Source organism: Polaribacter sejongensis (genome assembly GCF_038024065.1).
GTDB classification, from domain to species: domain Bacteria; phylum Bacteroidota; class Bacteroidia; order Flavobacteriales; family Flavobacteriaceae; genus Polaribacter; species Polaribacter sejongensis.
In genome coordinates this window covers 3694803-3708399 of sequence record NZ_CP150667.1, presented here as the reverse complement: position 1 = coordinate 3708399, position 13597 = coordinate 3694803, and the positions used below count along the sequence as shown (strand labels likewise).

11 protein-coding genes are annotated in these 13597 nt (G+C 29.1%); 2 read left to right on the top strand and 9 right to left on the bottom strand.

Translation table 11 applies throughout. The features are described from left to right. Positions 1 to 75: 75 nt before the first annotated feature. Genes WHD08_RS15190 through truA form a run of 3 tightly spaced genes read right to left on the bottom strand, consistent with a single transcriptional unit; the run spans position 76 to position 3053 of the window. The gene (locus WHD08_RS15190) at positions 76 to 504 is read right to left on the bottom strand and encodes a hypothetical protein (RefSeq protein WP_208890237.1); all 429 of its coding nucleotides are present in this window, start codon (positions 502 to 504) and stop codon (positions 76 to 78) included. Positions 505 to 557: 53 nt separating this feature from the next. Beyond that, positions 558 to 2324 carry an ABC transporter ATP-binding protein gene (locus WHD08_RS15185; protein ID WP_208890238.1) on the bottom strand — a complete coding sequence of 589 codons (1767 nt, stop codon included), beginning with the start codon at positions 2322 to 2324 and terminating at the stop codon, positions 558 to 560. A gap of 3 nt (positions 2325 to 2327) precedes the next feature. Then, on the bottom strand, positions 2328 to 3053 hold the full coding sequence (gene truA / locus WHD08_RS15180; RefSeq protein ID WP_208890239.1) for a tRNA pseudouridine(38-40) synthase TruA: 726 nt from the start codon (positions 3051 to 3053) through the stop codon (positions 2328 to 2330). A gap of 264 nt (positions 3054 to 3317) precedes the next feature. Here truA and WHD08_RS15175 point away from each other — a divergent pair, with 264 nt between their 5' ends. Continuing rightward, positions 3318 to 3815 carry a metallophosphoesterase family protein gene (locus tag WHD08_RS15175; protein WP_208890240.1) on the top strand — a complete coding sequence of 166 codons (498 nt, stop codon included), beginning with the start codon at positions 3318 to 3320 and terminating at the stop codon, positions 3813 to 3815. Here the strand turns inward: WHD08_RS15175 and WHD08_RS15170 are convergent. The 4 genes from WHD08_RS15170 to WHD08_RS15155 all read right to left on the bottom strand — a co-directional run bounded on the left by WHD08_RS15170 (position 3802) and on the right by WHD08_RS15155 (position 7876). Continuing rightward, the gene (locus WHD08_RS15170) at positions 3802 to 5592 is read right to left on the bottom strand and encodes a tetratricopeptide repeat-containing sensor histidine kinase (RefSeq protein WP_165733096.1); all 1791 of its coding nucleotides are present in this window, start codon (positions 5590 to 5592) and stop codon (positions 3802 to 3804) included. The genes WHD08_RS15175 and WHD08_RS15170 overlap by 14 nt on opposite strands. Positions 5593 to 5625: 33 nt before the next feature. Continuing rightward, on the bottom strand, positions 5626 to 6321 hold the full coding sequence (locus tag WHD08_RS15165; RefSeq protein ID WP_165733097.1) for a hypothetical protein: 696 nt from the start codon (positions 6319 to 6321) through the stop codon (positions 5626 to 5628). Positions 6322 to 6489: 168 nt separating this feature from the next. Further along, a complete protein-coding gene (locus tag WHD08_RS15160; RefSeq protein WP_165733098.1) occupies positions 6490 to 7155 on the bottom strand; it encodes a response regulator in 666 nt (221 codons plus the stop codon). A 289-nt stretch (positions 7156 to 7444) separates the two neighbouring features. Further along, complete coding sequence (locus tag WHD08_RS15155; protein WP_208890241.1) at positions 7445 to 7876, bottom strand: DUF4293 domain-containing protein; 432 nt, start codon at positions 7874 to 7876, stop codon at positions 7445 to 7447. 201 nt (positions 7877 to 8077) lie between these two features. On the opposite strand from WHD08_RS15155, the gene rho reads away from it, so the two are divergent. Further along, positions 8078 to 9787: a transcription termination factor Rho gene (rho, locus tag WHD08_RS15150; protein WP_208890242.1), complete on the top strand. Its 1710-nt coding sequence runs from the start codon at positions 8078 to 8080 to the stop codon at positions 9785 to 9787. Between the two features lie 316 nt (positions 9788 to 10103). Here the strand turns inward: rho and WHD08_RS15145 are convergent, their stop codons facing one another. Together WHD08_RS15145 and WHD08_RS15140 are read right to left on the bottom strand one after the other, a co-directional pair. After that, positions 10104 to 12194 carry a peptidylprolyl isomerase gene (locus tag WHD08_RS15145; RefSeq protein ID WP_208890243.1) on the bottom strand — a complete coding sequence of 697 codons (2091 nt, stop codon included), beginning with the start codon at positions 12192 to 12194 and terminating at the stop codon, positions 10104 to 10106. A gap of 122 nt (positions 12195 to 12316) precedes the next feature. Further along, positions 12317 to 13582, bottom strand: a complete 1266-nt coding sequence (locus WHD08_RS15140; RefSeq protein WP_208890244.1) for a hemolysin family protein — start codon at positions 13580 to 13582, stop codon at positions 12317 to 12319. Between the last annotated feature and the right edge of the window lie 15 nt (positions 13583 to 13597).

The following is a 13597-nucleotide window of genomic DNA, read 5'->3' as shown; positions in this document are numbered from 1 at the left end:
ATTAAACATTAAAAAAACACATAAAAAAAAGGTTCTCAAAATTGAGAACCTTTTTCTATTTATAATAAGTATTTTCTAGTTAGCTGCTGCCATTTTTGATTGAATAGCGGCTAATACACTTTTGTATTTTTCTACTTCACTTTTGTCTAATGTAGAAGTTAATTTTTTTCCTTCTTTTAATAAAGAAGCTCCTTTAGATGCCATACCTGTAATTTTAACAAAATCACCCTTAGCTTCTATATAATTTTTAGCATATTGAGCATAACCTAATAGATTCTGTGTTACAGCCTCATTAGAAAAACTAGGAATTGTAACTCCTTCTACTGCAGAAGTTAACTCTTTACTAACTTCTTCCTCAATTTCTTCTTCCTCAACCAACTCTAAATCTTCATTAACAACCGTTTCGGTTTCTACAACTACTTCTTTTACATCTTTCTTTTCAGATTTACAAGAAGAAAATACTAATGCTCCTATTACGAAAATTGATACAACTATTTTTTTCATTTTTTTTTGATTTGTATTATTAGTATTACAAATGTAAATCAAAAAAAATGATTTTAAGAAGCTTTCTGTATGCTAAATTGCTTGTCGTATAGGTTTTTATAATATCCTTTCTCCCTTTCTAACAACTCATTATGAGTTCCTTCTTCCACAATTAACCCATTATCCATAACAATAATTTTATCCGCTTGTTTTATGGTTGCTAATCGATGTGCAATTACAATTGAAGTTCTACCTTTTGTAATGGTTTCTGTAGCATATTGAATCATTTGCTCCGCATGAGAATCTACCGAAGAAGTAGCTTCGTCTAAAATTAAAATACTTGGTTTGCTTACATAAGCGCGTAAAAAAGCAATTAATTGTCGCTGACCGGATGATAGCATAGCACCACGCTCTTTTACATTGTATTGATAACCTCCTGGAAGTGTCATAATAAAATCATGAATTCCAATTTGTTTTGCTGCCTTTTCTACTTCTTCTAAAGTGATATTTTTATCTTTTAAAGTAATATTATTCAGAATTGAATCTGAAAACAAAAATACATCTTGTAAAACTACTGCAACTTGATTTCTTAAACTCTCTAAAGTATATTGATCTATAGAAATATCATCAACACAAATAGTACCACTATCTATTTCATAAAAACGGTTTATTAAATTGATAATAGTAGATTTTCCAGCTCCTGTTGCGCCAACAATGGCTACCGTTTGTCCACTTTTCACATCCAAAGAAATTCCTTTTAAAACTTCTTCACCTTCTATATAACTGAATCTAACATCTTTTAAATTGATATTTCCTTTCAAGTTTCCAGCTGTAATTGTTCCGTTTTTAACAATACTACTGTGAGTATCTAAAACCTTAAAAACACGTTCTCCAGAAACAATACCCATTTGTAACTGGTTAAATTTATCTGCAATTTGACGTAAAGGTCTAAATAGCATTTGTGCCATTTGCACAAAAGCCATCACCGTACCAGGACCTGGCACAGCACCACCAATAATTTGTTTACTTCCAAACCAAACAATTAAACCAATACCAATAGATGATAAAATTTCTGCAATTGGAAAGAAAATAGAAAAATACCAAATGGTTTTTACGTATGCTTCCTTATGTTTATTATTAATGTCGTTAAAATTCTTATACTCAATTTTTTCTCTATTAAAGAGCTGCACAATCTTCATTCCGGTCACTCGCTCTTGCACAAATCCGTTTAAATTGGCTACTTGGTTTCTTACCTCTTGAAAAGTAGCTTTTATGGCTTTCTGAAAAACACTAGTAGCATAAATTAAAATAGGTAAAACAGCTAGAGCTATTAAAGCTAGTTTCCAATTAAAATAAAACATTAACGCAGCTACAGCAAACATTTGTAAAACATCACTTACTATGGTAAAAACACCACTACTAAAAAAAGCTGCAATAGTCTCTATATCAGAAACGACTCTTGTAACTAATTTACCCACAGAATTCTTATCAAAATAAGACATTTTAAACTGTAAAATGTGTCTAAAAGTTTTTGCTCTAATATCTCTGATTATATGCTGACCAACCCAATTTGCAAAATAAATAAAAGTAAAACGCAATAGCACTTCTACAAGTACAATTACAAACATTAAGATGATATTATTGATAAGCCCTTGTGCGTCTTTTTCTGTGATGTACTTATCTACAGTTTCTTTTATTAAATAAGGATTTAATAACGCAACAAACGATAATAAGATTGTAGAGAAAACAGCTATAAAAAAGTTTAATTTATAACGTTTTGCAAAAGACATTAGCCTTAAAAAGATTTGTAAATCAAATGCATTTCCTGTTTTACCTTCCAAAACTTAGTATTTTATATTTGTTAAAAACAATCCTTTTGCCGGAACTGATAACCCTGCATTGCTTCTATTTTTACTCTCAATAATTTTTCTAAAATCTTCTTTTGATATTTTTTCCAGTCCAACATCAACTAAAGTACCAACAATGGCTCTCACCATATTTCTTAAAAAACGATTTGCTGTTATATAAAACACCAATTCCTTTCCGTTTTGTTTCCAAACAGCTTCTGTAACATCACAATTATAAGTATACACATCTGTCTTTACTTTAGAAAAAGTTTGAAAATCTGTATATTCTAACAATAGTTTTGCGGCGTCATTCATTAAATCTAAATTTAAATCTTGTGAATGTATTTGCCACGAAAAATCTAATAAAAAAGGGTTTCTACCCATCCATATTTTATACTCGTAACTTCTGCTAAGTGCTCCAAAACGAGCATGTTTTTCATCATCAACAGCAAACACATTATAGACTACAATATCCATAGGAAGTAATGAGTTTAACTTGTGCGGAATATCTCCTTTTAATGTTTTTTCTATATCAAAATGAGCAAACATTTGCGAAGCATGTACTCCGGTATCTGTTCTACCTGCTCCTACAACTTCAATTTTTTCTTGAAATATAGTACTAACCGCTTTGTTTAATTTTTCTTGTACAGAGATTACATCTGGCTGAATTTGCCAACCATGATAATTTTTTCCATTATAAGAAAGTTCTATAAAATACCTCAAGAAAGTCTGTTTTTGTAGTCGTCAAAATTACGGAAATTATTTTGTTATGATTACATTTGATGCTAATATCAAATAAACATCAAAATAATCGATTAAATCCGTTTCTTTCTCCTTAATATTTTAATATAAAATAGAACCATAACTAAGGCTATGATTATATTTTCTATTTCATATTAAGAAAAAATAATTCAAATTTATTATCAATCATTTTAAAATTTATTTGATGCTAATTGAGACGTTAAACTTTTCTAACTATTTCTTTTTATGAAGAAAATATTATTATTATCTGATACCCACAGCTTTATTGATGCCCAAATATTAAAGTTTGTAAAACAAGCAGATGAAGTTTGGCATGCCGGAGATATTGGAAATTTAGAAGTTACCGACACTATAAAAAAACTGAAACCTTTACGAGCTGTTTTTGGCAATATTGATGGATCTGATGCTAGATCTGAATTCCCTTTAGACGCAAAATTTGAAGTTGAAAATGTTTCTGTTTGGATTACACATATTGGAGGATACCCTAATAGGTATGACCAGAGAATTCGTGAAGAAATAAAAATAAATCCTCCAAAAATTTTTATCTCAGGGCATTCTCATATTTTAAAAGTACAATATGATAAGAAACTAAATTTATTACATTTAAACCCTGGGGCAGCGGGAAATCATGGTTTTCACAAAGTAAGAACCATGTTGCGTTTTACCTTAGAAAAAGGAAACGTACAAGATCTAGAAATTATAGAATTAGCTAAACGTGGTTAATTTGTTCTTTTTCTAAAATTGGCAAAATAACTTTAATAACAGTACCATTCTTAGGCGAAGTATCTATATGGAATTCTCCTTGCATCATTTGTATTCTTGCATCAATTTGATTTAACCCGAGTCCTTCTTTTTTTACTATCTTTTTTTTATCAAACCCAACACCATCATCAGAAATTCTTAAATACAACTTGCCATCGGCTTCATCTAGCTTAATCATTGCCTTTTCTGCCTTACTATGCTTTAAAATATTATTAATAAATTCTTGAATAATATTATATACTTTTATTTCAAAATTTTGTTCATACCTCCTTATTTCCCCTACTCTTGTATCAATCTTAATTTGAGAATTAGAATATTTATCTGCCATATCTTTTAAGGCATATTTTAAACCAAATTTTAACAATACAGACGAAACTAGGGTATGAGATAAATCTCTTATAGTTTGAGATGCCTCCTTAATAATGTGTTGAGTCTTATCTATTTCTATAGGAATATCTCCTTTAAACAAACCTCTTGCTGCTTGTAAATGAAGGTTTGAAGATGATAAAAGAGCACTTACACTGTCGTGTAAAGTTTCTGCTATTTGTTTTCGCTCTGATTCTTTACCATCTATAGTAGCATTTAAAATTCTTACTTGAGCATCTGATTTTATTTTTTCTAAATCTTGAAGCTGTACCAACTGTGTTTGCGATAATTGTAAACGTAAATTTTTCTGTCGAAGTTTATAATAATTCAATACAAATAATAATGTAATAATTATAATTAAACCTCCTATACCAAAAGACCAGAACGTTCTTTGATTTTTAAGACGTTTATTTTCTTCCTCTTTTAAAACTAATTTTTTAACAGCATCAACATCATATTCTGCATTAATTTTTTTAACGATTGCTCTAAATTCAGCTTCTCTTAAACCATCTTTTATACCGTAGGACCTTTCTTGAAATTCATACGCTTTATAATCTTTTAATTTATACATAGACCAAGATAGGTTTGCATATAAACTTGCTTTAAATCTTATTGCTTTCGCACTATTATCATTCTTTATTAATTCTAATCCTTCTAAATAAGTCTTTTTAGCCAACTTATAATCTTCTTGAATTAAATAGATACTAGCTAAATTACCTAACCCCGCAGCTTGGTTAATCTTATCATTTTTAGACTTATGAATACTTATGGATAGATTTGCATACTTTTCCGCCAAATCATATAAGGAATCATTTATATAAAAAGCTGATAAATTACTGTATGCTTTCGCTTTCTCTCCTAAAACATCATCACTTACACCATTAAAATCAATAACTTTTCCATAAAAATACAAAGTACTATCTCTATACTTTTTTAATTGCTCTTTATCTTTTAGATGCTCTCTTTCTTTAAGTTTGTGATAAGAACTACCTAAACGAAAATAATTTTGAATTAAAAATTTTTTATTAAAATTATGGTTATTACCATCTAACAAGATAGAGTCTTTTAGAATATCATTTACATTAACTCTAAAATATTTGATTCCAACTTTAAAGCTTAATGTTTCGTAAAAAACATTACCTATTAAATAGTTTGTTTTGTAAAAAATTTGATTATTTTTTTTTGAGCTATCTAATAAGATAAAAGCTTCTTTTAATGCTAAATCAAATTTTTTCTCCTCATATAATTTAGTAACATTTCGAAAACTTTTATTTAAAAGACTATCATTTAATTGTATATCAAAAGAAGCTGTATGTAATACAGCTTCTTTTTTATTGGATAGTGTCTTAAATACAACTACCAAAAAAAACATTAAAAATATTTTATTTAAAGTTTTCAATATTTATTATATTATTATTACCTCAGGTCTTCTTTCTTTTGTAAAAACATACCCATCATCTTCACCATTTGATTTGGCAGAAATATTATCATCTTCACGAATATGATTTACAAAATCTATTTTTAACGCTTCACCATCTATTTTATCAAAAACTTTAGAGAAAGTAGTTTCATCAGACTTTCCTTCTTCTAAATGAACTTCATAAATATTTAACTCTTCATTAAAAACAAAATCTACTTTCACTTTATTATTTACACTAAAATTTAAAGTATATGTTCCATCTTCGTTTCCAGAAATACTATACTCAGATAACATATCTTCATTTTTAGTTTTAAAAAATTTAGCATCTTCATCTTTAATAGTAATTTGAGATTTCTTACTAGAATTAGTATCTACAAAACCTATTTTAAGCTGATTACCATCAATGGTAAAATCTTGAGTAACCTTACTGCTAAGTTTATTCTCTGCTGAATATAAATAAATATAATTTGTATTCGTAGACTCATCTACAACATTTTCAGTTGCTGCATTTGCATTTAAACTATAATCTAAAGAATATGTTCCATCAACATCTCTTTTAATTGTATGTGTTTTTAATAAATCTGTAGATTGTTCTTCTGGCAACACTGTTTCATTGAATGAGCAAGAAGTAAAAACTAATGTTAGCGAAACTACTGCTGCAAATAAGTTAAAATTTTTCATAAGGGAGATAATTAATATTATATTTAATTAGGGTTAACTATTCATATTTTTAGTAAGCTAGAATGCATGCAACAATTAGTATTCTTTGAATTAACTATTAAACTTTTTAGGGGATCGATTTATAAATAAATCAAAGTCTAATAGTTATTTATTTTAGGGGCATAAGAACTATACTATATTGTTTTTAACTGCATACATTGCCAAGCCTACTGCATTTTTTACTTTTAATTTTTTTAATAAACTTTTTCTATATGTTTCAATGGTGTTCCTACTAAGGTGCATTAAATCTGCCATCTCAATAGTACTGTACTCTTTTGTGATTAATTTTAAAACATCTAATTCTCTTTCCGTTAAACTTTCTAACAAGTATTTGTCTGGCACTTCTCCTTTAGGAACCATTTGACCGGATAAAGATTGTAATAACATTTTCTGAATATCATCACTAAAATATTGCTCGCCTTTTGCAACTGCTTTTATAGCATTTACAATATGTTCTCCAGCATTGTTTTTAGAGATATACCCATTAGAACCAAGAGATAAAACTTCTTGAACAATTTTAAGATCATCATAACTAGATAAAATAATAACTTTTTGGTCTATTTTTCTTTTTCTAAAGTGCTTTAAAACCTCAAAACCATCTAGAACTGGCATTGTAATATCTAATATTAAAACATCTGCCGAGTTTTCTTTTTGATCAAACCAATCAATTACTTCTTGTCCTGTTAAAGAATATCCTTTAATTTCAATCTCTTTATCAGTATTTATTACAGCGATGATGCCTTCAATTAAAATTTTGTGATCATCTGCTACGTGAACGTATATCTTTTCTTTCATTATTATATTACAAATTTAGAGTACAGTTTATAAACTTACAATACCCATTTTAGGTGAAATTTCAATCTCACTGTTTTCAGTGAACCCTCTCACTGAAAACAGTGAGACCACTATCTTATATAACTAGTTTACAATACATTAAACCCTCATAAGGTTATATTATTTAAGTTAATAAAAATACAAATTAAATATTCAAATTAGATTTAAACTCTAGAAAGATCTAGAAAACAAAAAACCGAGAAATAAATTCTCGGTTTTTTTTCGCACTAAATATACTAATATGATAGGTTTATCGCAATCTATCTACAGATTTCACAAGATCTTCATCCTTTTTAATAGCTTTATTTGCCAAAACAATAAGCAAAATAACTAAAATTGGTAAGAACATCCCAATACCCTTCTCCGAAATCGAAACTTCTCCAGGTAAAGTTAGAGATACATAAATCAATAATCCTAATAAAAAAAGATTGATCAAAATTACTAAACGCCCTACAACAAATTGTAACTTCCTATTTTTAAACAAAAAAATAGTTCCAAAAGATACGATTGCAGAAAGCAAATATAATAAAGGAATTACTTTTAAAAGCATAGAATCTCTAAAAAATAAATCCAAAGCAAAAATTTCTTCTTTAATAGTACTCCAAATATCGAATACAAATACCAATCCTCCAGAAACGGCGGTTGCTAACAATAAATAGATACTCTGTATTCGTTGAATCATATTTAAAAAAAAAATAGAAATACAAAAGTAGAACTTTCTTTTTTAAAAAGAAAACCTAAAACTTAAAAAATTTGCATATATTTGTAATATAGTAACCACCCATTAAATATTGTATAGTACTATATACAATACATAAACTCTAAAAAAATTATAATTAATCTTATCTAAATAAGGTTTACAATTTAACTTAACATATAACGAATGTTCGAAATCTCAGAACTAAAAGCAAAAACACTTGCTGATTTACAAGTAATTGCAAAATCTATTGGTCTATCTAAGACGAGTCAACTTAAAAAATTAGATTTAGTGTATCAAATATTGGATACACAAGCTGCAAACCCTGTAGATACTTCTTCAACTCCTGTAACTGAAGTAAAAGAAAAAACAGAAAAACCTAAAAGAAAAAGAGTTTCTAAAGCTACTGATTCTGTAAAAGCACCAAGCGAAGCAGAAACTGAACAACCTACTTTAGATACACCTGAAAAAAAGGTAAAACAAGAAAAAACAATTCAACGTAAACCTAATCCTAGGAAACCAGTACAAAAAGAAACTGTACAAAAGGAAGTTGAAGCAGAGACAGAAACTAAACCAAAGGCGGCTAAAGAAAGAGTTGTTAAAAAAGTAGATAAACAGGAACCAAAACCTGCAAATACTCAAAATAAAACACAACCAAACAAGCCTCAACCAAAAACGAACGTTCCAAAGAAAAACCCTAACCAAACTAGAGACAAAAACAACTCTAATAGAAGTAATGGTAATAAATCTGGAAACCGTTATAAAGATCCCGATTTCGAATTTGATGGAATTATTGAAAGTGAAGGTGTATTAGAAATGATGCCTGATGGCTATGGTTTCTTACGTTCTTCTGACTATAACTACCTATCATCTCCAGATGATATTTATGTTTCTCAATCTCAAATTAAATTATTTGGGTTAAAAACTGGGGACACCGTTAGAGGTAATGTTCGTCCGCCAAAAGAAGGTGAAAAATATTTTCCTTTAATTAGAGTTTCTAAAATTAACGGATTAAACCCTAACTTAGTTAGAGACAGAGTTTCTTTTGAACACTTAACTCCGTTATTTCCTCAAGAAAAATTCAATTTAGCAGAAAAAGGAAGTTCTTTATCAACAAGAATTATCGATTTGTTTTCTCCTTTAGGAAAAGGACAACGTGGTATGATTGTGGCACAACCTAAAACTGGTAAAACCATGTTATTAAAGGATGTGGCAAATGCAATTGCAGCAAATCACCCAGAAGTTTATCAAATTGTTTTATTGATTGATGAGCGTCCGGAAGAGGTTACAGACATGAAACGTAATGTACGTGGAGAAGTTGTTGCTTCTACTTTTGATGAACCTGCAGACAAACACGTAAAAGTGGCCAATATTGTTTTAGAAAAAGCAAAACGTTTGGTAGAATGTGGACATGATGTTGTAATTCTATTAGATTCAATTACCCGTTTGGCAAGAGCTTACAATACCGTTGCACCAGCATCTGGTAAAATACTTTCTGGTGGTATCGATGCAAATGCTTTACACAAACCAAAACGTTTCTTTGGAGCAGCTAGAAACATAGAAAATGGTGGTTCTTTAACCATTATTGCTACTGCACTTACAGAAACTGGTTCTAAAATGGACGAAGTAATCTTCGAAGAATTTAAAGGAACAGGTAACATGGAACTTCAATTAGATAGAAATATCTCTAACAGACGTATTTATCCTGCTATCGACTTAATTAAATCTTCTACAAGACGTGATGATTTATTATTAGATGCTAAGACAGTACAAAGAATGTGGGTTTTACGTAAATACCTTGCAGACATGAACCCTATTGAAGCAATGGAATTTATCAATGATAAAATTAAATTCTCTAAGAATAATGATGAATTTTTAATCTCTATGAACGGTTAGAAGTAACCTTTAGATAAAAAATTATACTTTATAGAAAACCTTTTTGAGCAATCAAGAAGGTTTTTTTATTAAAAGCAATTTCCTGATTGGAGTTTATCTTGAGCGTAATCGAAAGGCACTCGCTTTTAATATTCCAATAATAATGAGCTCAAACAAATGCTTCAATCAGGGCTAAACCTACTTGCTTTTATCATGACATAAACAAAGCAACAATTCACATCTAAATAGATTTACAAGATCTATTCAGCTAAATCTAAAGCATAAAAAATCCGTTCAAAAACTTGAACGGATTTTTATATTTTAAATAAAACTTATACTAGTTACTTCTGTATAAGTTTGATCTGTTATCTTCTATATCAGCAGCATTTTTAATTGCCTCATAAATTGCAAAAGTTTTTGTTTTTCTAGACTCAGCAATACTCTTTCTAGAAGTTTCATAGTTTGGTAAAGCAGTTGGCAACTCTTTGTTTGTTACAGCAAAAGCATACACACCTCTATTACCTTCTATATTTTTATAAACTTTATTAATTTCTGCGTTATACATAGCTCCTACAACCTTAGGCTCTGAACCAGCACCAGACAACGTAGGACTTTTTAAATTAATACCACTTGCATTTCTAACATTGGTATTGTTCTCTTTAGCGATATCTGCTAACGTACTTCCATTAAATTTATCTGCAATTAATTTAGCTTTCTTTTGGTTTACTAAAATAGGCTTTACAGTATTTGTTGCTTTAGCAGCAGACATTAATCCTTTTTCAGTTTTTGCCGTTACAAAAGCAACTACATGACTACCTTCTAAATCGAAACGCTTAAAATCTCCAGGTTTAGTATCATTACTAAAAGCCCAAGAAATAATTTGTCTTTGGTTTCCTAAACCAGGTACATTTTCATCTAAAACTTTTAAACCAATAGCAGGTTTTGTAACATAGTTATTTTCTTTTGCTACTTCAAAAAACTTATTGTCTTTTGATGATGCCAGAGCAAATTGTTCTGATTTTTGAAAAATAGCATTTTCAGTAGCTTCAGAAGCTATTATCTGTCTACTATAAGTAGCTAGTTTTAAAGCTGTCTGATTGTTCTTTTGTCCATCAATCTTAATGATATGAAAACCAAATGGAGTTTCAACAACATCGATATCGCCAGTATTACCTTCAAAAACAAAGTCTCTAAATTCAGGTGTCATTCTGTTGTATGTAAACCAATCTAAATCTCCTCCTTTTGCACCAGAACCAAGATCCGAAGACATTGTTTTAGCTAAGTCTTCAAATTTATTTTTGTTTCTTTTTACAACATTTAAAATACTATCAGCTAAAACCTTAGCTTCATCTTGTGTTCTTGTTACATCAGCAGCAACTCTTTGAGCTCCTAAAAAAGGAATTAAAATATGACTTGCTCTAGCAGAGTCTGGCATAGTAGTTACATCAGTAATTTTAGATATTTTAAAATATCCTTGTTCTTTATAAGGACCAAAAACATCTCCTTTAGCACCTTTAAAAATTTCTGATGCTACTGTTGCATTAATCTCTTTTTGAAATTTAAAACTATCATCAATACTAGTATCAGAATCATTTTCGCTTAAAAATACACTTTCATTAGAAGTATTTTTAAAATCTTCAATTAATTCAGCAACACTAGCTTTAATAGCATTTTCATCTTCTGTTGTAGCAGCAATATTAAACTGTACATAAGAAATATCTCTAGACTCTTCTACTTTAAAATCGTTAGAGTTTGTTTTTATATAAGATTCTATTTCTCCTTTAGAAACTTTAACTAAACTATCTGCAATTGAAGTATAAGGAACAAATACAAATTGAGAAGTTAATTTAGTATTATCTGCAAAATATTGAGACTCTCCTTCTTTTAAAGAAGCTCCAAGACCTGCAGTAACTAAATTATTATACGTATTTCTTTCTCCATTATCTCTAATTTGAGTCATGTAGTTAGACCACGCTCCCCACATTTCTGGATTATTTAATTTTGTGTCTGCTAAAAATTGTTTGAATTTAACTTCATCAAAAAATCCTACTTCATTTTGAAATTGAGGATTATCTTTTACAGAAGGAGCATTAATTACTTCGTTCCATACATCTGCTTCACCAACGGTAATTCCTGCTTCTGATAATTGATTTTGGTAGATTTTTTTTCTAACAATATTATCCCAAACATTTTTAGAGGCTTGCATTTCAGTAACACCGCTACCTACTTGTTGCTTATAGGCTTCCAACTCTCCTGTAAACTCTTGTAAAGAGATACTCTCTCCATTTATTTCACCTACTTGATTTACTTTACTTGAATCGAAAAAATCACCTAAAGTAGATGGGTCCAATACAAAAGCAAAAAGTGCTAAACCAATTATAATGATTAAGAACATTGAACGTTCTCTAATTTTTGATAAAATTGCCATACGAATTTATTTAATTTTCAGTTTGCGAATATACGATTTGGGATTTAATATTGCAATCGATTTTATACTTATTAGTAGTAATTAAATTGGCTTATAAATAGTTCTAAAAACAAAGAGAATTATTAAGCATCTTCATCTACTATTTTTAAGCGTACTTCTTCTATTTTTGCACTACTCATTTTTAAGATTTTAATTTCAAAATCTTCAATATCAACTACTTCATTTTCCATAGGAATACTTTCTGTTTGCTCTATAATAAAGCCTCCTAAAGTTTCATAAGCTTCAGATTTTGGTATATTCAAACTGTACTCTTCATTCAAATAATCTACCTCTAATCTTGCAGAAAAATTAAATTCTGTTTCAGATATTTTCTTTTCTAAAAATTCTTGTGTATCGTGCTCGTCTTCAATTTCACCAAACAATTCTTCTACAATATCCTCTACGGTTATCATACCAGAAGTACCTCCATATTCATCAACAACAACAGCTACACTTTTGCGTTTTTTCATTAAACTGTTTAAAATGTTGTTTATCATCATAGACTCTGGTACAATCTCTACTGGCAATAAAATAGATTTAATAGTCTTTGGTTTCTTAAATAATTCAAAAGCGTTTACATACCCGATCACATCATCTAAAGATGATTTGTAAACCAACACTTTAGACAATCCAGAATCTATAAAAATATTTTTTAAATTCGCGACTTTTTCATGTAGTTCAACCGCAACAATTTCGGTTCTAGGAACCATAACCTCTCTTGCCTTTACATTATGAAAGTCGAGTGCATTTTGAAAAATTTGTATTTCAGAATCCACTTCTTCATCATTGTTACCTGTTTCTAATTGTTCTGTAATATAATAACCTAGTTCTTCTTTACTGAATTCCGTTTGTTGCTCTTCTGCATCTGTTTTAAAGAATACACGCAGAAAAAAATCTGAAATAAAAGAAATAATTTCAGAAAAAAAGTGAAATAAAACGTAAAAAAAATAGGCAGGTACAGCAAATAATTTTAAAACCTCATTTGCATAGATTCTAAAAATAGCTTTAGGTAAAAACTCAGCAGTAATTAGTATTATTATGGTAGATATAATTGTTTGTAAAAGAAGCGTAGTAAACTCATTATAGGTATTCAAGGGAAGAATTCTAATTAAGAACCCTCCCATATAATAACTGTAAATCACCAAAGAAATATTATTACCAACTAACATTGTAGTAATAAATTTTGATGATTTTTGAGTAATTTTATTAAGAACACTCGGTATAAAGCCTTCTCTTTTTTTCTCTAATTCTATGTGCAGCTTATTCGCAGAAACAAATGCTATTTCCATTCCCGAAAAGAAAGCGGAAAGAATAATAGAGGTCAATATTATGATAATTTCAATTTCCATTAAGAAATTTATAAT